Here is a 17,973-nt window from a genome sequence, read left to right on the forward strand (position 1 = left end):
ACGGGTCGAGGCACCGGCTCAGACCGCCGGAGAGTCGACAGAAGTCTGCCGGGCGGTCACCAGGTCGCCCAGGCGGCCCCGTCCGCCGTCCTCGGCCGTGAGCACCCACACGCCGTCGTCCAGCAGCGCCATCGAGTGCTCCACGTGCACCGCCATCGAGCCGTCCCGGGTCACCACGGTCCAGCCGTCGGCCATCTCGACAGTACGCGGCGAACCCATGGTGATCATCGGCTCGATGGCGAGCGCCAGGCCGGGAACCAGCCGCGGGCCCTTGCCGGGACGACCGTGGTTGAGCACGTGCGGGTCCTGGTGCATCTCGGTGCCGATGCCGTGACCGCCGTAGCCGTCGACAATGCCGTACCGGCCGCCCTTGCGGACCGCGCTCTCCACCGCGTGGGAGATGTCGGTGAGCCGGCCCTTGCCCGAGGCCGCCCCGCGCGCCGCCGCCGCGATCCCGGCCCACATCGCGTCCTCGGCCACCGCCGTCATCCTCAGCAGCGCCGGGTCGACCTCGCCGACGGGCACCGTGACGGCCGCGTCGCCGTGCCAGCCGTCCAGCACCGCGCCACAGTCGATCGAGATCAGGTCACCCTCGCGCAGCACCTGCTGAGCCGACGGGATGGCGTGCACCACCTGCTGGTTCACCGACGAGCAGATCGACGCCGGGAACCCGTGGTAGCCCTTGAAGGACGGCACCGCGCCGGCCTCGCGGATCGTCGACTCGGCGATCGCGTCCAGGTCGGCCGTCGACACGCCCGGCGCCACCGCCTCGCGCATCCGGCGCAGGGCACGGGCGACGACCAGACCGGCGGCCCGCATCAGCTCGATCTGCTCGGGGGTCTTCAGCTGGATGTCCAGCTGGTGACGGCGCATGGTGGTGTTACCTTTCGTCGCGCGTACGCGGAGCAGCGGGGCACGTCGCACGTACCCCGCTGCTCGCACTCTATCCGCCAGGTGGCGGGTGGGACCTCAGCCGCCGTACGACCGCAGCGCGTCGATGGCGCGGACCGTGACGTCCTCCACCGGGCCGGTCGCGTCGATGCCGACGAGCTTGCCCTGGGCGCCGTAGTAGTCGACAAGCGGCGCGGTCTTCTCGGCGTACTCGCGCAGCCGGGCGGCGATGGTCTCCGGCTTGTCGTCGTCCCGCTGGAACAGCTCCGCGCCGCAGCGGTCGCAGATGCCCTCCCGGCTGGTCGCGTCGAACTCGACGTGCCAGATCTTGCCGCAGCCCCGGCACGTGCGCCGGCCGGACAGCCGCCGGATCACCTCGTCGTCGTCGACGACCAGCTCCAGGACCAGGTCCAGCGCGGTGCCGAGGTCGGCGAGGAGCTTGTCCAGCGCGGCGGCCTGCGGAGTGGTCCGCGGGAAGCCGTCGAGCAGGAAGCCCTCGCTCGCGTCCGGCTCGGCGAGCCGGTCGCGCACCATGTTGATGGTGACCTCGTCCGGGACCAGCTTGCCGGCGTCCATGTACCGCTTGGCCTCGACTCCCAGGGGCGTGCCCTGGGAGACGTTCGCCCGGAAGATGTCACCGGTCGAGATCTTCGGCACCGAGAGGTGCGCGGCGATGAACTCCGCCTGTGTGCCCTTGCCCGCGCCCGGCGGGCCAACCAGAACGAGTCGCATCTACCGCAGGAACCCTTCGTAGTTCCGCTGCATGAGTTGGCTTTCGATCTGCTTCACGGTCTCCAGACCGACGCCGACCATGATCAGCACAGCGGTGCCGCCGAACGGGAAGTTCTGGAACTGCTGGTTGTCCAGCCAGATGAAGAAGAAGTTCGGCAGGATCGCGACGATGCCCAGGTAGAGCGCGCCCGGCAGGGTGATCCGGCTGAGGATGAAGTCGAGGTACTCGGCGGTCGGCTTGCCGGGGCGGATGCCCGGCACGAAGCCGCCGTACTTCTTCATGTTGTCCGCGACCTCGGTCGGGTTGAACGTGATCGACACGTAGAAGTACGTGAAGAAGATGATCAGCAGGAAGTAGATCGCGATGTGCTCCGGCGCGCTCGCCTTCACGATGTGGTTCTGGATCCACGCCTGGACCTTGCCCGGGTCGTTCTGATCGAAGAACTGGAGCGCGAGCTGCGGCAGGTAGAGCAGCGACGAGGCGAAGATGACCGGGATGACGCCGGCCTGGTTCACCTTGAGCGGGATGTAGGTCGAGGTGCCGCCGTACATCCGCCGGCCGATCATGCGCTTGGCGTACTGCACCGGGATGCGGCGCTGCGCCTGCTCGATGAACGTGACAGCGGTGATGACCACCAGCACCAGGGCGATGACGAGGAGGAACATCCCCCAGCCCTTGGTGGTCTTGATCTTCCAGCCCTCGCTGGGGAGGCGAGCCGCGATCGAGGTGAAGATCAGCACGGACATGCCGTTGCCGACGCCCCGGTCGGTGATCAGCTCACCGAGCCACATCACCACGCCGGTGCCGGCGGTCATGGTCATGACCAGGATGGTCAGCGTCAGCCAGTCCGGGATGCCGGTGCCCTGGGGCACGATCGGGAACTGGTCGCACTGGTTGTTGAACAGCTGGCCGGAGCGGGCCAGCGCCACGAAGGCAGAGGCCTGCAGGACGCCCAGGCCCAGCGTCAGGTAGCGGGTGTACTGCGTGATCTTGGCTTGACCGGCCTGGCCCTCCTTGCGGAGCTGCTCCAGGCGCGGGATCACCACCGTCAGCAGCTGCAGGATGATCGACGCGGTGATGTAGGGCATGATGCCCAGCGCGAAGACCGAGAGCTGGAGCAGCGCGCCACCGGAGAAGAGATCCAGCAGGTTGAGCACGCCGGTGCTGCCACCCTGGATGGTGTCGAGACACTTCTGCACGTTGCCGTACGAGACGCCCGGGCTGGGCAGCGTGGCGCCCAGCCGGTAGACCGCGATGATGCCTACTGTGAACAGCAGCTTCTTGCGCAGGTCAGGCGTACGGAACGCACTGAGAAAGGCGGACAGCAACTTCTTCCTCCTGCGCGACGCGGGCCGCCGGTGACGAATCCTGGCGGGGCGGGGTGGTGTGCCGGGCGGCGTGCCCGGAATCCATGGCTGGGAACGGACTCTAACAGTCCGACCCCGGTCCGGGCAGATGTGCCCGGCTACATAAAACGAATCCGATGTTACCCGGCGCACACGTGGCCGGTAGACCATGGCGCCCGCCCAGTTGCGAACAACTGAGCGGGCGCCATGAACATCGCCTTACAGCTCGGTGACCGAGCCACCGGCGGCGGTGATCTTCTCCTTGGCCGACGCGCTGAACGCGTGCGCCGAGACCTGGAGAGACACGCCACCGAGGTCGCCGGTGCCGAGCACCTTGACCGGGTGACCCTTGCGGACCGCGCCGGCCTCGACCAGCTCGACCGGGCCGACCTGGCCGCCGTTCGGGAACAGCTCGGCCAGCCGGTCCAGGTTGACCACCTGGAACACGACCTTGAACTTGTTCTTGAAGCCCTTCATCTTCGGCAGGCGCATGTGGATGGGCATCTGCCCACCCTCGAACGCCGGTGAGATGTTCTTCCGGGCCTTCGAACCCTTGGTACCGCGACCGGCGGTCTTGCCCTTCGAGCCCTCACCGCGACCCACCCGGGTCTTGTCGGTCTTGGCACCAGGGGCCGGACGCAGGTGGTGCACCTTGATCGTCATTACTCGACCTCCTCGACCTTCACGAGGTGGTTGACCGTGAAGATCATGCCGCGGATCTCCGGCCGGTCCTCCTTGACCACCACGTCGTTGATCCGCTTGAGACCGAGCGAACGCAGCGAATCACGCTGGTTCTTCTTGGTCCCGATCACGGACCGGAGCTGGGTGACCTTCAGGCGTGCCATCAGGACGCCACCCCCGCCCGCGACGCCAGCATGGCGGCCGGCGCGACGTCCTCGACCGGCAGACCACGACGGGCCGCGACCTGCTCCGGGGACTCGAGTCCCTTCAGGGCAGCCACCGTGGCGTGCACGATGTTGATCGGGTTGGACGAGCCGAGGCTCTTGGAGAGCACGTCGTGGATGCCCGCGCACTCCAGCACGGCACGCACCGGGCCACCGGCGATGACACCCGTACCGGCGGAGGCCGGCTTGAGCAGCACCACACCGGCGGCGTCCTCGCCCGTGACCGGGTGCGGGATCGACTGACCGATCCGCGGCACCTTGAAGAAGTGCTTCTTGGCCTCCTCGACACCCTTGGCGATCGCCGCGGGCACCTCCTTGGCCTTTCCGTAGCCCACACCGACGGTGCCGTCGCCGTCGCCCACGATCACGAGGGCGGTGAAGCTGAAGCGACGACCACCCTTCACGACCTTGGCGACGCGGTTGATCGCGACGACCCGCTCGAGGTGCGGGGTCTTCTCGACGGGCGCGTTTCCGCGGCCGCCCTCACGGCGGTTGTCGCGGCGACCACCCTCGTTGCCACCGGACCCGCCGCCACGGCGCTGTTGACCTGGCATCAGCAGCCTTCCTTCTCTCTCGTGACGGGGTTTCTAGAACTCGAGCCCGGCTTCGCGGGCGGCGTCGGCAAGCGCGGCGACACGCCCCGCGTACCGGTTGCCACCGCGGTCGAAGACGACCTTCGAGACGCCGGCGGCCTTGGCACGCTCGGCGAGCAGGGCGCCGACCTTGCCGGCCAGGGCGCTCTTGTCGCCCTCGGTGCCGCGCAGCGAGGCGTCCATGGTCGAGGCCGACGCCAGGGTGTGACCCTTGGTGTCGTCCACGACCTGGGCCACCATGTGCCGCAGGGAGCGGGTGACGACGAGGCGGGGACGCTCGGCGGTGCCGCTGACGTTCTTGCGGACCCGGAAGTGCCGACGCGCACGCCCGACGGCACGCTTGGCGGCGACGCCGCGGCGGCGCTTGAGCAGCGTGGCGCTCACTTCTTACCTGCCTTTCCAGCCTTGCGGCGGATGACCTCGCCCTGGTACTTCACGCCCTTGCCCTTGTAGGGCTCCGGCGGGCGGATCTTCCGGATGTTGGCGGCGACCTCACCGACCTGCTGCTTGTCGATGCCGGCCACGTGGAACAGCGTCGGCTTCTCCACCGTGAAGGTGATGCCGTCCGGCGCCTGCACCAGGACCGGGTGCGAGAACCCGAGCGCGAACTCCAGGTCCTTGCCCTTGGCGGTCACGCGGTAACCGGTGCCGGCGATCTCCAGGCTCTTGCGATAGCCCTCGGTCACGCCGACGATCATGTTGGCCACCAGCGTCCGGCTCAGGCCGTGCAGCTCCTTGGCCTTGCGCTCGTCGTTGGGCCGGTTGACGTGCAGCTCGCCGTCCTCGCCCCGCTCCGCCGTGATCGGCTCGGCCAGTACGTGGCTCAGCTCGCCCTTGGGGCCCTTGACCTTGACGGTCCGGCCGTCGATCGTGATGTCGACGCCGGCAGGCACCGGGATCGACTTACGTCCAATACGCGACATTTCTACCTGTCTCCCGTTACCAGACGAAGGCGAGGACTTCCCCGCCAACGCTCCGCTTGCGGGCCTGCCGGTCGGTGAGCAGCCCCTGGGACGTCGAAATGATCGCCACGCCCAGCCCGCCGAGCACCCGCGGGAGCCCGTCCGACTTGGCGTACACCCGGAGACCGGGCTTGGACACGCGCTTGATGCCGGCCAGGCTCCGCTCGCGGTTCTGGCCGTACTTCAGCTCGACGACCAGTCGCTTGCCGACGGCACCCTCCTCGGGCTCCTCGACCGACCAGGTGGCGATGTAGCCCTCGGCCTTGAGGACCTCGGCGATGTTCGCCTTGATCTTCGAGTACGGCATCGTCACCTGGTCGTGGTACGCCTGGTTGGCGTTACGCAGACGCGTGAGCATGTCTGCGATCGGGTCGGTCATCGTCATGAAAACTCGTCAACCTTTCTCGCCGGGGTTCCCCGGGCCAGGCCCGGGGCCTACGGCGAAGAGACAGTTCAGCTGACGCGCCGGAGCGCGCCGGGCTATTACCAGGAAGCCTTGGACACGCCGGGCAGCTCACCGCGGTGGGCCATCTCCCGGATGCACACCCGGCAGAGACCGAACTTGCGGTAGACCGCCTTCGGACGACCGCACCGCTGGCAGCGGGTGTACGCGCGAACCGAGAACTTCGGCTTCGCGGCCGCCTTGATGATCAGCGCCTTCTTGGCCATCTCAGTTCTCCTTGAACGGGAAGCCCAGGAGCTTGAGAAGCGCCCGGCCCTCGTCGTCGGTCGTGGCGGTCGTGACCACCGTGATGTCCATGCCCCGCTGGCGATCGATCTTGTCCTGATCGATCTCGTGGAACACCGACTGCTCGGTCAGACCGAACGTGTAGTTGCCGTGCCCGTCGAGCTTGCGCCCGTCCAGGCCGCGGAAGTCGCGGATACGCGGCAGCGCGATCGAGAGCAGCCGGTCCAGGAACTCCCACATCCGGTCGCCGCGCAGGGTGACCTTCGCGCCGATCGGCATGCCCTCGCGGAGCTTGAACTGCGCGATGGACTTGGTGGCCCGCCGGACCTGCGGCTTCTGGCCGGTGATGGTGGCCAGGTCGCGAACGGCCCCGTCGATCAGCTTGGCGTCGCGAGCGGCCTCGCCGACACCCATGTTGACGACGATCTTGACCAGCCGCGGCACCTGCATCGGGTTGGCGAACTCGAACTGCTTCTGCAGCTCGGCCACCACCTCGTTGCGGTACCGCTCCTTGAGGCGCGGCAGAGTCTTGGTTTCGGTAGCCGTGGTCATCAGAGGTCCTTACCGGTGCTACGCGCGATGCGGACCTTCTGGCCGTTGTCGTCGATCCGGTAGCCGACGCGGGTCGGCTTGCCTTCGGAGTCCAGGACCATCACGTTCGAGACGTGGATCGGGGCCTCCTGGGTGACGATGCCACCGGTCTTGGCGCCACGCTGGGTGGTGCTGATACGGGTGTGCTTCTTGACCCGGTTCACGCCCTCGACCAGGACCTTGTCCTGCCGCGGGTAGGCCGCGATGACCTTGCCCTTGGCACCCTTGTCCTTGCCGGCGATGACGACGACCGTGTCGCCCTTCTTGACCTTCACGGTCACAACACCTCCGGCGCGAGAGAGATGATCTTCATGAACCGCTTGTCCCGCAGCTCCCGGCCCACCGGGCCGAAGATGCGGGTACCGCGCGGGTCCCCACCGTCCTTGATGATGACGGCGGCGTTCTCGTCGAAGCGGATGTACGACCCGTCCGGCCGCCGCTTCTCCTTGGCGGTCCGAACGACGACGGCCTTGACGACGTCGCCCTTCTTCACACCGGCACCGGGGATCGCGTCCTTGACGGTGGCCACGATGACGTCGCCGATGCTCGCGTAGCGCCGACCGGAGCCACCGAGCACCCGGATGCACAGGATCTCCCGGGCACCCGTGTTGTCGGCGACGCGCAGTCGCGACTCCTGCTGAATCACGTCTATCTCCTATGTCTGCCGGTTCTCCGGCCGCTCGGGGCGGCCGGAGCCTGGCGGAACCTGCGCCCGACCGAAACCGGCCGAGCTCGAGCCTTCGCTACTTGGCCTTCTCGAGGATCTCCACGAGCCGCCAGCGCTTGGTGGCGGACAGCGGCCGGGTCTCCATGATCAGGACCCGGTCACCGATGCCGGCCGAGTTCTGCTCGTCGTGGACCTTCAGCTTGCGCGTACGGCGCATGATCTTGCCGTACAGCGCGTGCTTGACCCGGTCCTCGACCTCGACCACGACGGTCTTGTCCATCTTGTCGCTGACCACGAGGCCGTCGCGAACCTTGCGGCGGGCCCGCGCGGCGGCGGTGGTGGTGTTCTCACTCATGATGCAGTCACCTCAGTCGGCGCGGCCGAGAGACCCAGCTCACGCTCACGCATGATCGTGTAGATCCGGGCGATCTCCCGACGGATGACCTGCAGCCGCCGGTTGTTGTCCAGCTGCCCGGTTGCGGCCTGCACGCGGAGGTTGAACAGCTCCGCCTTCGCCTCGCGCAACTTCGTGACCAGCTCCTCCTCGGAGAGCTCACGCAGCTCGGAGGGCTTGACGCCAGCTGCCATCAGGATTCACCCACTTCGCGCGTAACAATGCGGCACTTCATCGGGAGCTTGTGGATCGCGCGACGCATCGCCTCTCGCGCGATCTGCTCGTTGGGGAAGGACATCTCGAAGAGGACCCGCCCCGGCTTGACGTTGGCGACCCACCACTCGGGCGAACCCTTACCGGAACCCATCCGGGTCTCGGCCGGCTTCTTGGTGAGGGCCTGGTCCGGGAAGATCGTGATCCAGACCTTGCCGCCACGCTTGATGTGACGGGTCATCGCGATACGCGCCGACTCGATCTGGCGGTTGGTCACGTACGCCGGCTCGAGAGCCTGGATCCCGAACTCGCCGAACACCACCCGGTTACCACCCTTGGACGCGCCACTGCGGTCCGGGTGGTGCGGCTTGCGGAAGCCCTTCGGGGGCTTGCGCGGCATCAGCATCTGTCAGCCCTCCTGCTGCGTTTCTGCCGGCTGGGTCGTGGCCGCTGCCACGGCGCCGGCGTCGACCGGCTCACCGGCCGGCGTCTCCGCCTGCTGCGCGATGGTCGTCGCGGCAGCCCGGCCGGCCTCGGTGCCACCGGCGGTCGTACCGGACGAGCCCGAGCGGCCACGGCGCGGCCGGTCCGGCCGGTCGCCACGGTCGCGGCGCGGCCCGCGCGACGGGGCGGCCTCGGCCGGGGCCTCGCGGCCCGGGACGGCGTCGCCCTTGTAGATCCAGACCTTCACGCCGATCCGGCCGAAGGTGGTACGGGCCTCGAAGAAGCCGTACTCGATGTTGGCCCGCAGCGTGTGCAGCGGAACCCGGCCCTCGCGGTAGAACTCGGTCCGGCTCATCTCGGCGCCGCCGAGACGGCCCGAGACCTGAACCCGGATGCCCTTGCAGGCGGGGTTCTTCATCGCGGACTGCATCGCCTTGCGCATGGCCCGACGGAAGCTGACCCGGCTGGACAGCTGCTCGGCAACGCCCTGGGCGACCAGCTGCGCGTCCGACTCGGGGTTCTTGACCTCGATGATGTTCAGCTGGACCTGCTTGCCGGTGAGCTTCTCCAGCTCGCCGCGGATCCGGTCGGCCTCCGCACCCTTACGGCCGATGACGATGCCCGGCCGGGCGGTGTGGATGTCGACGCGGACCCGGTCCCGGGTGCGCTCGATGTCGACCTTGGAAATGCCGGCGCGCTCGAGGCCCTTGGACATCATGCGGCGGATCTTGACGTCCTCGCCGATGTAGTCCTTGTAGAGCTTGTCCGCGAACCAGCGGGACTTCCAGTCGGTCGAGATGCCGAGCCGGAACCCGGTCGGGTGAACCTTCTGACCCATTACTCGGCACCCTCCGTCGTGCTCTGCTCCTCAGCCGCCGGCTTGGCCGGAGCGGCCTTCTTCGCCGACTTCTTCGGCGTGGCCGCCGCGACCGCCTCGACCGCCACGGTGATGTGGCAGGTGCGCTTGCGGATCCGGTACGCCCGGCCCTGCGCACGCGGCCGGAACCGCTTCATGGTCGGGCCCTCGTCGACGAACGCCTCGCTGACGAGCAGCGCGTCGGGGTCCAGCCGCTCGTTGTTCTCCGCGTTGGCGATCGCGCTCGCGAGCACCTTGTACACCTGCTCGCTCGCAGCCTGCGGCGCGAACTGCAGCACCGTGAGAGCCTCCTTCGCGGGCAGGCCGCGGACGAGGTTGACCACCCGGCGCGCCTTCATCGGCGAGATGCGCACGTGCCGCGCAACCGCCCGCGCGCCCGGAAGCACCGGAGCGTCGCCCTTTCCTGGCATCGCTGTAACCCCTTGTTCCTCTATCCGTATGCCCGCGGCGTCAGCGCCGGCGGCTCTTCCGGTCGTCCTTCTCGTGACCCTTGAACGTGCGGGTCAGCGCGAACTCGCCGAGCTTGTGCCCGACCATGGCCTCGGTCACGAAGACCGGGACGTGCTTACGTCCGTCGTGCACGGCGATCGTGTGACCCAGCATCTCCGGGATGATCGTCGAGCGGCGCGACCAGGTCTTGATGACGTTCTTCGAGCCCTTGTCGTTCTGCGTCTCCACCTTCTTGAGCAGGTGGTCGTCGACGAACGGGCCCTTCTTCAGGCTGCGAGGCATGTCTTATCTCCCTCAGCCGCGCTTACGCGTGGCGTAGCGGCGGCGGACGATCAGCCGGTCGCTCGGCTGGCCCTTACGACGGGTGCGGCCCTCGGGCTTACCCTGCGGGTTGACCGGGTGGCGACCACCGGAGGTCTTACCCTCACCACCACCGTGCGGGTGGTCGACCGGGTTCATCGCGACACCACGGACGGTCGGGCGCTTGCCCTTCCACCGCATACGGCCGGCCTTACCCCAGTTGATGTTCGACTGGTCGGCGTTGCCGATCTCGCCGATGCTGGCGCGGCAGCGCACGTCCACGCGCCGGATCTCACCGGACGGCATACGCAGGGTCGCGTACGCGCCCTCACGGCCGAGCAGCTGGATGCCGACGCCGGCCGAACGGGCCAGCTTGGCGCCGCCGCCCGGACGCAGCTCCACGTTGTGGATGGTGGTACCGACCGGGATGTTGCGCAGCGGCAGGTTGTTGCCCGGCTTGATGTCGGCGCCCGGACCGGACTCGACGCGGTCGCCCTGCTTCATGTCCTTCGGCGCGAGGATGTAGCGCTTCTCGCCGTCGGCGTAGTGCAGCAGCGCGATGCGCGCGGTGCGGTTCGGGTCGTACTCGATGTGGGCGACCTTCGCCGGCACGCCGTCCTTGTCGACCCGCTTGAAGTCGATCAGACGGTACTGGCGCTTGTGACCGCCACCGTGGTGCCGCGTGGTGATCCGGCCGTGGGCGTTGCGTCCGCCCTTCTTCGGCAGCGGAGCCAGCAGCGACTTCTCGGGCGTCGACCGGGTGATCTCGGCGAAGTCGGCAACGCTCGAGCCACGCCGGCCCGGCGTCGTCGGCTTGTACTTACGGATAGCCATTGTCTACACCCCTCAGCTGACCGGGCCGCCGAAGGCCTCGATACGGTCACCGTCAGCCAGCTTCACCATCGCGCGCTTGGTGTCCTTGCGCTTGCCGAACCCGGTACGGGTCCGCTTGCGCTTGCCCTCGCGGTTGAGCGTGTTGACCGTCAGGACGCGGACGTTGAAGATCTGCTGGATAGCGATCTTGATCTCCGTCTTGTTCGCGTCCGGGTGCACCAGGAAGGTGTACCAGTTGCGGTTCAGCTCGCTGTAGCTCTTCTCCGAGACGACCGGCGCGACGATGACGTCACGCGGATCGGCGATCGTGCTCACTTGCCATCCTCCTCGGTGGTCTCGGCGGGAACGCCCAGGAACTCGTCCAGGGCCTCCTTGGTGAAGACCACGTCGTCGGCCACCAGCACGTCGTAGGTGTTGAGCTGGCCGGCCTCGATCAGGTGCACCCGGCCGTCCTGCGTGTTGCGCAGGTTCCGCAGCGACACCCAGTTCAGCTCGTCGGTGCTGCTCAGCACGACCAGGACCCGACGGGCCTGGGTCAGCTTGGTCAGCGTGGCCAGGGCCGCCTTGGTGGACGGCTTCTCACCCGAGACGAACGCCTCGACGACGTGCACCTGGCCGGCGCGGGCCCGGTCCGAGAGGGCGCCACGCAGGGCGGCGGCCTTCATCTTCTTCGGGGTGCGCTGGCTGTAGTCGCGCGGCACCGGGCCGTGGACCACGCCACCGCCGGCGAACTGCGGCGCGCGGGTCGAGCCCTGGCGGGCACGACCGGTGCCCTTCTGCTTGTACGGCTTCTTGCCTCCACCGGAGACCTCGCCGCGGGTCTTCGTCTTGTGCGTACCCTGGCGGGCCGCCGCAAGCTGGGCCACCACGACCTGGTGCATCAGGGCGATGTTGGCCTGCGCGTCGAAGATGTCGGCCGGCAGCTCCACGGAGCCGCTCTTGGCGCCTTCGACGTTGATGACGTCAACGGTGGTCACTTGGCCGCACCGCCCTTCTTCACCTTCGCCTTGGCCGCGGTGCGGACCAGGACCAGCGCGCCCTTCGGGCCAGGGATGGCGCCGCGGACGAGCAGGAGGTTGTTCTCGGTGTCGACCGCCTGGACGGTCAGGTTCTGGACGGTGTAGCGCACGCCACCCATCCGGCCCGCCATCCGGGTGCCCTTGAAGACGCGACCCGGGGTCGCGCAGGCGCCGATCGAGCCGGGCGAGCGGTGCTTGCGCTCGACACCGTGGCTGGCGCGCAGGCCGTGGAAGCCGTGCCGCTTCATCGGGCCGGCGTAGCCCTTGCCCTTGGTCTTGCCGGTCACGTCGATCACGGCGCCGGCCGGGAACTCCTCGACCGTGACCTCCTGGCCCGGCGCGTAGTCCGCGGCGTCGGAGGTGCGCAGCTCGACGATGTGCCGGCGCGGCGCGACGTCCGCCTTGGCGTAGTGCCCGGCGACCGGCTTCTTGACCTTGCGCGGGTCGATGACCCCGTACGCCAGCTGGACCGCGGAGTAGCCGTCCTTGTCGGCGCTACGAACCTGGCTCACGACGCACGGGCCGGCCTGAACCACGGTCACGGGCACAACCTTGTTGTTGTCCCAGACCTGGGTCATGCCGAGCTTGGCGCCCAGGATCCCCTTGACTTGCCTGTCCATTTGTCCGGTCCCTACAGCTTGATCTCGATGTCGACGCCAGCCGGCAGGTCGAGGCGCATGAGCGAGTCGACCGTCTTCGGGGTCGGGTCGATGATGTCGATCAGACGCTTGTGCGTACGCATCTCGAAGTGCTCGCGCGAGTCCTTGTACTTGTGCGGCGAGCGGATGACGCAGAAACGGTTGATCTCCGTGGGCAGCGGCACCGGGCCAGCGACCTGCGCCCCGGTACGCGTCACCGTCTCGACGATCTTCCGAGCCGAGGAGTCGACGACCTCGTGGTCATAGGCCTTGAGCCGGATGCGGATCTTCTGTCCCGCCATGGTGGCTTCTGTTCCTTCTCTCGATGCCGCTGTGTTGCGGGCGCCTGTACCGGCTGGCACAGGCCCACTTCCGCCGACCCCCGCGGTCGGGCGTGTCGCGCCCGTGGGCCAGGCTCCGCCCCGGGACTCCGGAGCGATTCTCTGACCACGCGGTGGGTCATGGCGCCGATCGCGGGAACCGCGACCTGAACGCCGCGCGAGGGTGGTTGACCGCCCGATGGCAGCCAACCACCCTACGCGAGACAGTCTGACTCCCGGAGGTCCAGCGTTAACCGGACGCAGGCGACCGACTGTCGTTACGCAACCTGACTAGTATGCCGCACGACCGGCGGCGACGCTAATCGGGGTTACCCAGCTCACTTGATGATCTTGGTGACGCGACCAGCGCCGACCGTACGACCACCCTCGCGGATCGCGAACTTCAGGTTCTCCTCCATGGCGATGGGCTGGATCAGCTTCACCGACATCGAGGTGTTGTCGCCCGGCATGACCATCTCGGTGCCCTCGGGCAGCGTGACGACGCCGGTGACGTCCGTGGTCCGGAAGTAGAACTGCGGGCGGTAGTTCTGGAAGAACGGGGTGTGCCGGCCGCCCTCCTCCTTGGAGAGGATGTAGACCGTCGCCTCGAACTCCGTGTGCGGGGTCGTGGTGCCCGGCTTGATGACCACCATGCCGCGCTCGACGTCCTCGCGCTTGGTGCCACGCAGCAGCAGGCCGACGTTCTCGCCTGCGCGGGCGTCGTCCAGGGTCTTCCGGAACATCTCGATCGCGGTGACCTTGGTCTTGAAGCCCTTCTCGCGGATGCCGACGACCTCGACGTCCTCGTTCGGGAGCAGCACGCCACGCTCGACACGACCGGTGACGACGGTGCCACGACCGGTGATCGTGAACACGTCCTCGACGGGCATGAGGAACGGCTTCTCGGTCTCGCGCTCGGGCTGCGGGATCGCGGTGTCGACCGCGCTCATCAGCTCGAGCAGCTTCTCGGTCCACACCGGGTCGCCCTCGAGCGCCTTCAGCGCGGAGACCTGGACGACCGGCAGGTCGTCACCCGGGTACTCCTGCGAGGAGAGCAGCTCGCGCACCTCGAGCTCGACGAGCTCCAGGAGCTCCTCGTCGTCGACCATGTCGCTCTTGTTGAGCGCCACGACGATGTACGGCACACCGACCTGACGGGCCAGCAGCACGTGCTCGCGGGTCTGCGGCATCGGGCCGTCGGTCGCCGCCACCACCAGGATCGCGCCGTCCATCTGCGCGGCACCGGTGATCATGTTCTTGATGTAGTCGGCGTGACCGGGGCAGTCGACGTGCGCGTAGTGACGCGCCTCGGTCTGGTACTCGACGTGCGCGATGGAGATCGTGATGCCGCGGGCCTTCTCCTCCGGCGCCTTGTCGATCTCGTCGAACGGCGTGTACGGGTTCAGGTCCGGGTACTGGTCGTGCAGGACCTTGGTGATGGCCGCCGTCAGCGTCGTCTTACCGTGGTCGATGTGACCAATGGTGCCGATGTTGACGTGCGGCTTAGTCCGCTCGAACTTAGCCTTCGCCACTGGGTCCTCCTGTGGACTTTCTTGGTTCGTTCGCCCCGGCGCGCGGTTCGGCGCTTAGGACTCTGTCGACAGCCTTTCCGGCCGGAAGGCCGGAGAGCTTTTGTGGGTTCTGCGGCGATGAAGCCTACAGGCCCGGTCTCACGCAATCCGATCGAGGTGGCCGCGGGCGGGAGAACCCTCCCGCGACCGCCCTCGTGTCATCGGGTCAGCCGAGGGTGAGCGTCACTCACCCGTCGCCTTGGCGATGATCTCCTTGGCCACCGAGTTCGGAACCTCGGCGTAGGAGTCGAACTGCATGCTGTAGCTAGCCCGGCCCTGGGTCTTCGACCGCAGGTCGCCGACGTAGCCGAACATCTCCGACAGCGGCACCAGGGCCCGGACGACGCGAGCGCCGCTGCGCTCCTCCATCGCCTGGATGATGCCACGCCGGGAGTTGAGGTCGCCGATGACGTCACCCATGTTCTCCTCAGGAGTGGTGACTTCAACGGCCATCATCGGCTCGAGGAGAGCGGGGTCGGCCTTGCGGGCCGCCTCCTTCATCGCCATCGAGCCGGCGATCTTGAACGCCATTTCCGACGAGTCGACCTCGTGGTACTGGCCGTCCACCAGGGTGAGCTTGACGCCCACCAGGGGGAAGCCGGCGAGGATGCCGTACTGCATGGCGTCCTGCGCGCCCGCGTCCACCGAGGGGATGAACTCCCGGGGGATGCGGCCACCGGTCACCGCGTTGGCGAACTCGTAGGTCGGCGCGTCGTTGCCCAGCGGCAGCGGCTCCACGCTGATGATCACGCGGGCGTACTGGCCGGAACCACCGGTCTGCTTCTTGTGGGTGTACTCGACCTTCTCCACCTTGCGGCGGATGGTCTCGCGGTACGCCACCTGCGGCTTGCCGATGTTCGCCTCGACGTTGAACTCGCGGCGCATCCGGTCGACCAGGATGTCCAGGTGCAGCTCGCCCATGCCGGAGATGACCGTCTGACCGGTCTGGTCGTCCAGCTTGACGCGGAAGGTCGGGTCCTCCTCGGCCAGCCGCTGGATGGCGGTGCTGAGCTTCTCCTGGTCGGCCTTGGTCTTCGGCTCGATGGCCACCTCGATGACCGGCTCCGGGAAGGTCATCGACTCCAGGATGACCGGGTTCGCCGGGTCGCACAGGGTGTCACCGGTGGTGGTCTGCTTCAGACCCTGCACCGCGATGATGTCGCCGGCCTGGGCGGAGCTGCGCTCCTCCCGCTTGTTGGCGTGCATCTGGTAGATCTTGCCGATCCGCTCCTTGCGGTCCTTGGTGGAGTTGATCACCTGAGAACCGGACTCGAGCGTGCCGGAGTAGATCCGGACGTACGTCAGCTTGCCGAGGTGCTTGTCGGTCTGGATCTTGAAGGCCAGGCCGGAGAACGGCTCGGAGACCGCGGGCTTCCGCTGCAGCGGGGTCTCGCCGTCGGTGGCCGTACCCTCGATCGCCGGGATGTCCAGCGGCGAGGGCAGGTACGCGACGACCGCGTCCAGCATCGGCTGGATGCCCTTGTTCTTGAAGGCGGTACCGGTGAGGACCGGGTTGGCCTTGCCGGCGATGGTGGCCCGGCGGATGGCGGCCTTGATCTCGTCGACCGAGATGTCCTCGCCCTCGAGGTACTTCTCCATCACCGAGTCGTCGACGTCGGCGAGGGTCTCCATCAGCTTCTCGCGCCACTCCGCGGCGGAGTCGGCGAGGTCGGCCGGGATCTCCTCGACCGCGTAGTCCTCACCCTTCTGGGTCTCGCCGCGCCACGTGAGCGCACGCATCTCGACCAGGTCGACCACGCCGATGAAGTCGGACTCGGCGCCGATCGGGATCTGGAGCACCAGCGGGGTGGCGTTGAGCCGGTCGATCATCATCTGCACGCAGCGGAAGAAGTCGGCGCCGGTCCGGTCGAGCTTGTTGACGAAGCACATCCGGGGGACGTTGTACTTGTCCGCCTGCCGCCAGACGTTCTCCGTCTGGGGCTCCACGCCGGCCACGCCGTCGTAGACCGCGACCGCACCGTCCAGCACCCGCAGCGACCGCTCGACCTCGACCGTGAAGTCGACGTGGCCGGGCGTGTCGATGATCTGGATCGTGTGGCCCTTCCACTCGCACTTGGTGGCGGCGGAAGTGATGGTGATACCGCGCTCCTGCTCCTGCTCCATCCAGTCCATGACGGCGGCGCCCTCGTGGACCTCACCGATCTTGTACGTGATGCCGGTGTAGAACAGGATTCGCTCGGTGGTAGTGGTCTTACCGGCATCGATGTGGGCCATGATGCCGATGTTGCGTACGTTGGCGAGCGCGTCTGCGGCGGCCACTTCAATCCCTACTTATCGTCGTCTCGACACAACTGGTGGCGGTTCCGGCGCCGGGTGGGCGCCGGAACCTCAGGTGTTACCAGCGGTAGTGCGCGAAGGCCTTGTTGGACTCGGCCATCTTGTGCGTGTCCTCACGCCGCTTGACGGCGGCGCCCAGGCCGTTGCTCGCGTCCAGCAGCTCGTTCATCAGCCGCTCGACCATGGTCTTCTCGCGCCGGGCCCGGGAGTAGGTCACCAGCCAGCGCAGACCGAGCGTGGTCGCGCGGGACGGCCGGACCTCGACCGGAACCTGGTAGGTGGCGCCACCGACACGGCGGCTGCGCACCTCGAGGGTCGGCTTGACGTTGTCCATCGCGCGCTTGAGCGTGACGACCGGGTCGGTGCCGGACTTCTCGCGGCAGCCCTCCAGGGCGGCGTACACGATGCGCTCGGCGAGCTGACGCTTACCGCGCATCAGGATCTTGTTCACCAGCTGGGTGACCAGCGGGGAGTTGTACACCGGGTCAGCGACCAGCGGCTTCCGCGGAGCGGGTCCCTTACGCGGCATGTCAGCTCTTCTCCTTCTTCGCGCCGTAGCGGCTGCGAGCCTGCTTGCGGTTGCGGACACCCTGGGTGTCCAGCGAGCCGCGCACGATCTTGTACCGCACGCCCGGGAGGTCCTTCACACGGCCGCCACGCACGAGCACGATCGAGTGCTCCTGCAGGTTGTGGCCGACGCCCGGGATGTAGGCGGTCACCTCGATCTGGCTGCTGAGCTTGACACGAGCGACCTTGCGCAGCGCCGAGTTCGGCTTCTTCGGGGTGGTGGTGTACACGCGGGTGCACACGCCGCGCCGCTGGGGAGACCCCTTGAGCGCAGGGGTCTTCGTCTTGGTCGTCTTGGCCTGGCGGCCCTTTCGGACCAACTGCTGAATGGTGGGCACCGGGTTTCTCCGCTCCCTTCGGCCGCTGCGAGGCGACCGCGCCGTCTGCTCCAGCCGTCCGGATGGGCGGCTCTCTTACATTCCAACCAGGGCCGCCTGACGGCTCCCCAGCACCCGCGGTCGGGCGTGTCGCCCAAGTCACGGTCCCGGTGCCGGCCGCTGACGCGTCGTACCGGGTGTTTGGTCTTGATGGTGCGCGACGGCGCTATTCACCGGCTGACCGGTTCCAGCGCACGCACGCATTGCCCGGGCGAGCCCGGGCACAAGGGGAAAGAGTACCTACCACAGCCGCGCCGGTCAAAACGGATGGGTCGGGAGGACCGCTCTTCGCGAT

Annotated in this window: 28 protein-coding genes; all 28 read right to left on the reverse strand. The window is 67.9% G+C overall.

Annotated elements, in window-relative coordinates; all coding sequences use genetic code 11:
• Positions 1-18 precede the first annotated feature (18 nt).
• Positions 19-873, reverse strand: a complete 855-nt coding sequence (map, locus tag AMK25_RS14730; protein ID WP_073828938.1) for a type I methionyl aminopeptidase — start codon at positions 871-873, stop codon at positions 19-21.
• Between the two features lie 96 nt (positions 874-969).
• Positions 970-1,623 (reverse strand): adenylate kinase, encoded by a 654-nt coding sequence (locus AMK25_RS14735; RefSeq protein ID WP_030501603.1) that lies wholly within the window; start codon positions 1,621-1,623, stop codon positions 970-972.
• Positions 1,624-2,952 (reverse strand): preprotein translocase subunit SecY, encoded by a 1,329-nt coding sequence (secY, locus tag AMK25_RS14740; RefSeq protein WP_073828939.1) that lies wholly within the window; start codon positions 2,950-2,952, stop codon positions 1,624-1,626.
• 237 nt (positions 2,953-3,189) lie between these two features.
• Positions 3,190-3,633, reverse strand: a complete 444-nt coding sequence (gene rplO / locus AMK25_RS14745; protein ID WP_018784561.1) for a 50S ribosomal protein L15 — start codon at positions 3,631-3,633, stop codon at positions 3,190-3,192.
• The gene (rpmD, locus tag AMK25_RS14750; RefSeq protein ID WP_073828940.1) at positions 3,633-3,815 is read right to left on the reverse strand and encodes a 50S ribosomal protein L30; all 183 of its coding nucleotides are present in this window, start codon (positions 3,813-3,815) and stop codon (positions 3,633-3,635) included. Before rpmD ends, rplO begins: the two co-directional genes overlap by 1 nt.
• Positions 3,815-4,429: a 30S ribosomal protein S5 gene (rpsE, locus tag AMK25_RS14755; RefSeq protein ID WP_013288621.1), complete on the reverse strand. Its 615-nt coding sequence runs from the start codon at positions 4,427-4,429 to the stop codon at positions 3,815-3,817. Before rpsE ends, rpmD begins: the two co-directional genes overlap by 1 nt.
• A gap of 33 nt (positions 4,430-4,462) precedes the next feature.
• The gene (gene rplR, locus AMK25_RS14760) at positions 4,463-4,852 is read right to left on the reverse strand and encodes a 50S ribosomal protein L18 (RefSeq protein WP_073828941.1); all 390 of its coding nucleotides are present in this window, start codon (positions 4,850-4,852) and stop codon (positions 4,463-4,465) included.
• On the reverse strand, positions 4,849-5,391 hold the full coding sequence (gene rplF / locus AMK25_RS14765; protein WP_073828942.1) for a 50S ribosomal protein L6: 543 nt from the start codon (positions 5,389-5,391) through the stop codon (positions 4,849-4,851). Before rplF ends, rplR begins: the two co-directional genes overlap by 4 nt.
• Positions 5,392-5,407: 16 nt before the next feature.
• On the reverse strand, positions 5,408-5,815 hold the full coding sequence (gene rpsH / locus AMK25_RS14770; protein ID WP_073828943.1) for a 30S ribosomal protein S8: 408 nt from the start codon (positions 5,813-5,815) through the stop codon (positions 5,408-5,410).
• 98 nt (positions 5,816-5,913) lie between these two features.
• Positions 5,914-6,099 carry a type Z 30S ribosomal protein S14 gene (locus tag AMK25_RS14775; protein WP_007465272.1) on the reverse strand — a complete coding sequence of 62 codons (186 nt, stop codon included), beginning with the start codon at positions 6,097-6,099 and terminating at the stop codon, positions 5,914-5,916.
• 1 nt (position 6,100) lies between these two features.
• On the reverse strand, positions 6,101-6,670 hold the full coding sequence (gene rplE / locus AMK25_RS14780) for a 50S ribosomal protein L5 (protein WP_018784556.1): 570 nt from the start codon (positions 6,668-6,670) through the stop codon (positions 6,101-6,103).
• Positions 6,670-6,990 (reverse strand): 50S ribosomal protein L24, encoded by a 321-nt coding sequence (gene rplX, locus AMK25_RS14785; RefSeq protein ID WP_192900122.1) that lies wholly within the window; start codon positions 6,988-6,990, stop codon positions 6,670-6,672. Before rplX ends, rplE begins: the two co-directional genes overlap by 1 nt.
• Positions 6,987-7,355 carry a 50S ribosomal protein L14 gene (gene rplN / locus AMK25_RS14790; RefSeq protein ID WP_007073026.1) on the reverse strand — a complete coding sequence of 123 codons (369 nt, stop codon included), beginning with the start codon at positions 7,353-7,355 and terminating at the stop codon, positions 6,987-6,989. The genes rplX and rplN overlap by 4 nt, the downstream gene beginning before the upstream one ends.
• A gap of 97 nt (positions 7,356-7,452) precedes the next feature.
• On the reverse strand, positions 7,453-7,731 hold the full coding sequence (rpsQ, locus tag AMK25_RS14795) for a 30S ribosomal protein S17 (RefSeq protein WP_073828944.1): 279 nt from the start codon (positions 7,729-7,731) through the stop codon (positions 7,453-7,455).
• On the reverse strand, positions 7,728-7,964 hold the full coding sequence (gene rpmC, locus AMK25_RS14800; protein WP_013288628.1) for a 50S ribosomal protein L29: 237 nt from the start codon (positions 7,962-7,964) through the stop codon (positions 7,728-7,730). Before rpmC ends, rpsQ begins: the two co-directional genes overlap by 4 nt.
• Positions 7,964-8,389, reverse strand: coding sequence for a 50S ribosomal protein L16 (gene rplP, locus AMK25_RS14805; RefSeq protein ID WP_007465292.1), 426 nt, complete (start codon positions 8,387-8,389; stop codon positions 7,964-7,966). The genes rpmC and rplP overlap by 1 nt, the downstream gene beginning before the upstream one ends.
• A gap of 3 nt (positions 8,390-8,392) precedes the next feature.
• Entirely contained in the window at positions 8,393-9,265 is an 873-nt protein-coding gene (gene rpsC, locus AMK25_RS14810) for a 30S ribosomal protein S3 (RefSeq protein ID WP_073828945.1), read from the reverse strand.
• A complete protein-coding gene (gene rplV, locus AMK25_RS14815) occupies positions 9,265-9,714 on the reverse strand; it encodes a 50S ribosomal protein L22 (RefSeq protein WP_013288630.1) in 450 nt (149 codons plus the stop codon). The genes rpsC and rplV overlap by 1 nt, the downstream gene beginning before the upstream one ends.
• A 40-nt stretch (positions 9,715-9,754) precedes the next feature.
• On the reverse strand, positions 9,755-10,036 hold the full coding sequence (rpsS, locus tag AMK25_RS14820; protein WP_007073032.1) for a 30S ribosomal protein S19: 282 nt from the start codon (positions 10,034-10,036) through the stop codon (positions 9,755-9,757).
• A gap of 12 nt (positions 10,037-10,048) precedes the next feature.
• The gene (gene rplB / locus AMK25_RS14825; protein ID WP_030489588.1) at positions 10,049-10,888 is read right to left on the reverse strand and encodes a 50S ribosomal protein L2; all 840 of its coding nucleotides are present in this window, start codon (positions 10,886-10,888) and stop codon (positions 10,049-10,051) included.
• 12 nt (positions 10,889-10,900) lie between these two features.
• A complete protein-coding gene (gene rplW / locus AMK25_RS14830) occupies positions 10,901-11,203 on the reverse strand; it encodes a 50S ribosomal protein L23 (RefSeq protein WP_013288632.1) in 303 nt (100 codons plus the stop codon).
• Positions 11,200-11,865 (reverse strand): 50S ribosomal protein L4, encoded by a 666-nt coding sequence (gene rplD, locus AMK25_RS14835; RefSeq protein ID WP_073828946.1) that lies wholly within the window; start codon positions 11,863-11,865, stop codon positions 11,200-11,202. Before rplD ends, rplW begins: the two co-directional genes overlap by 4 nt.
• Entirely contained in the window at positions 11,862-12,527 is a 666-nt protein-coding gene (gene rplC, locus AMK25_RS14840; RefSeq protein ID WP_073828947.1) for a 50S ribosomal protein L3, read from the reverse strand. Before rplC ends, rplD begins: the two co-directional genes overlap by 4 nt.
• Before the next feature lie 11 nt (positions 12,528-12,538).
• The gene (gene rpsJ, locus AMK25_RS14845) at positions 12,539-12,847 is read right to left on the reverse strand and encodes a 30S ribosomal protein S10 (RefSeq protein WP_007073037.1); all 309 of its coding nucleotides are present in this window, start codon (positions 12,845-12,847) and stop codon (positions 12,539-12,541) included.
• 356 nt (positions 12,848-13,203) lie between these two features.
• Entirely contained in the window at positions 13,204-14,397 is a 1,194-nt protein-coding gene (tuf, locus tag AMK25_RS14850) for an elongation factor Tu (RefSeq protein WP_073828948.1), read from the reverse strand.
• 222 nt (positions 14,398-14,619) lie between these two features.
• A complete protein-coding gene (gene fusA, locus AMK25_RS14855) occupies positions 14,620-16,716 on the reverse strand; it encodes an elongation factor G (protein WP_073828949.1) in 2,097 nt (698 codons plus the stop codon).
• A 76-nt stretch (positions 16,717-16,792) separates the two neighbouring features.
• Complete coding sequence (gene rpsG / locus AMK25_RS14860) at positions 16,793-17,263, reverse strand: 30S ribosomal protein S7 (RefSeq protein WP_073828950.1); 471 nt, start codon at positions 17,261-17,263, stop codon at positions 16,793-16,795.
• 1 nt (position 17,264) lies between these two features.
• Complete coding sequence (gene rpsL, locus AMK25_RS14865; RefSeq protein ID WP_007465318.1) at positions 17,265-17,639, reverse strand: 30S ribosomal protein S12; 375 nt, start codon at positions 17,637-17,639, stop codon at positions 17,265-17,267.
• Between the last annotated feature and the right edge of the window lie 334 nt (positions 17,640-17,973).

The organism is Micromonospora sp. TSRI0369 (genome assembly GCF_001905625.1).
GTDB classification, from domain to species: domain Bacteria; phylum Actinomycetota; class Actinomycetes; order Mycobacteriales; family Micromonosporaceae; genus Micromonospora; species Micromonospora echinospora_A.

Excerpts from the sequence above, each read along its gene's own strand:
- map (WP_073828938.1), bottom strand. The coding sequence starts at position 873 with ATGCGCCGTCACCAGCTGGACATCCAGCTGAAGACCCCCGAGCAGATC.
- AMK25_RS14735 (WP_030501603.1), bottom strand. The coding sequence starts at position 1,623 with ATGCGACTCGTTCTGGTTGGCCCGCCGGGCGCGGGCAAGGGCACACAG.
- rplO (WP_018784561.1), bottom strand. The coding sequence starts at position 3,633 with ATGACGATCAAGGTGCACCACCTGCGTCCGGCCCCTGGTGCCAAGACC.
- rpmD (WP_073828940.1), bottom strand. The coding sequence starts at position 3,815 with ATGGCACGCCTGAAGGTCACCCAGCTCCGGTCCGTGATCGGGACCAAG.
- rpsE (WP_013288621.1), bottom strand. The coding sequence starts at position 4,429 with ATGCCAGGTCAACAGCGCCGTGGCGGCGGGTCCGGTGGCAACGAGGGT.
- rplF (WP_073828942.1), bottom strand. The coding sequence starts at position 5,391 with ATGTCGCGTATTGGACGTAAGTCGATCCCGGTGCCTGCCGGCGTCGAC.
- rpsH (WP_073828943.1), bottom strand. The coding sequence starts at position 5,815 with ATGACGATGACCGACCCGATCGCAGACATGCTCACGCGTCTGCGTAAC.
- AMK25_RS14775 (WP_007465272.1), bottom strand. The coding sequence starts at position 6,099 with ATGGCCAAGAAGGCGCTGATCATCAAGGCGGCCGCGAAGCCGAAGTTC.
- rplE (WP_018784556.1), bottom strand. The coding sequence starts at position 6,670 with ATGACCACGGCTACCGAAACCAAGACTCTGCCGCGCCTCAAGGAGCGG.
- rpsQ (WP_073828944.1), bottom strand. The coding sequence starts at position 7,731 with ATGAGTGAGAACACCACCACCGCCGCCGCGCGGGCCCGCCGCAAGGTT.
- rpmC (WP_013288628.1), bottom strand. The coding sequence starts at position 7,964 with ATGGCAGCTGGCGTCAAGCCCTCCGAGCTGCGTGAGCTCTCCGAGGAG.
- rplP (WP_007465292.1), bottom strand. The coding sequence starts at position 8,389 with ATGCTGATGCCGCGCAAGCCCCCGAAGGGCTTCCGCAAGCCGCACCAC.
- rpsC (WP_073828945.1), bottom strand. The coding sequence starts at position 9,265 with ATGGGTCAGAAGGTTCACCCGACCGGGTTCCGGCTCGGCATCTCGACC.
- rplV (WP_013288630.1), bottom strand. The coding sequence starts at position 9,714 with ATGCCAGGAAAGGGCGACGCTCCGGTGCTTCCGGGCGCGCGGGCGGTT.
- rpsS (WP_007073032.1), bottom strand. The coding sequence starts at position 10,036 with ATGCCTCGCAGCCTGAAGAAGGGCCCGTTCGTCGACGACCACCTGCTC.
- rplB (WP_030489588.1), bottom strand. The coding sequence starts at position 10,888 with ATGGCTATCCGTAAGTACAAGCCGACGACGCCGGGCCGGCGTGGCTCG.
- rplC (WP_073828947.1), bottom strand. The coding sequence starts at position 12,527 with ATGGACAGGCAAGTCAAGGGGATCCTGGGCGCCAAGCTCGGCATGACC.
- rpsJ (WP_007073037.1), bottom strand. The coding sequence starts at position 12,847 with ATGGCGGGACAGAAGATCCGCATCCGGCTCAAGGCCTATGACCACGAG.
- rpsG (WP_073828950.1), bottom strand. The coding sequence starts at position 17,263 with ATGCCGCGTAAGGGACCCGCTCCGCGGAAGCCGCTGGTCGCTGACCCG.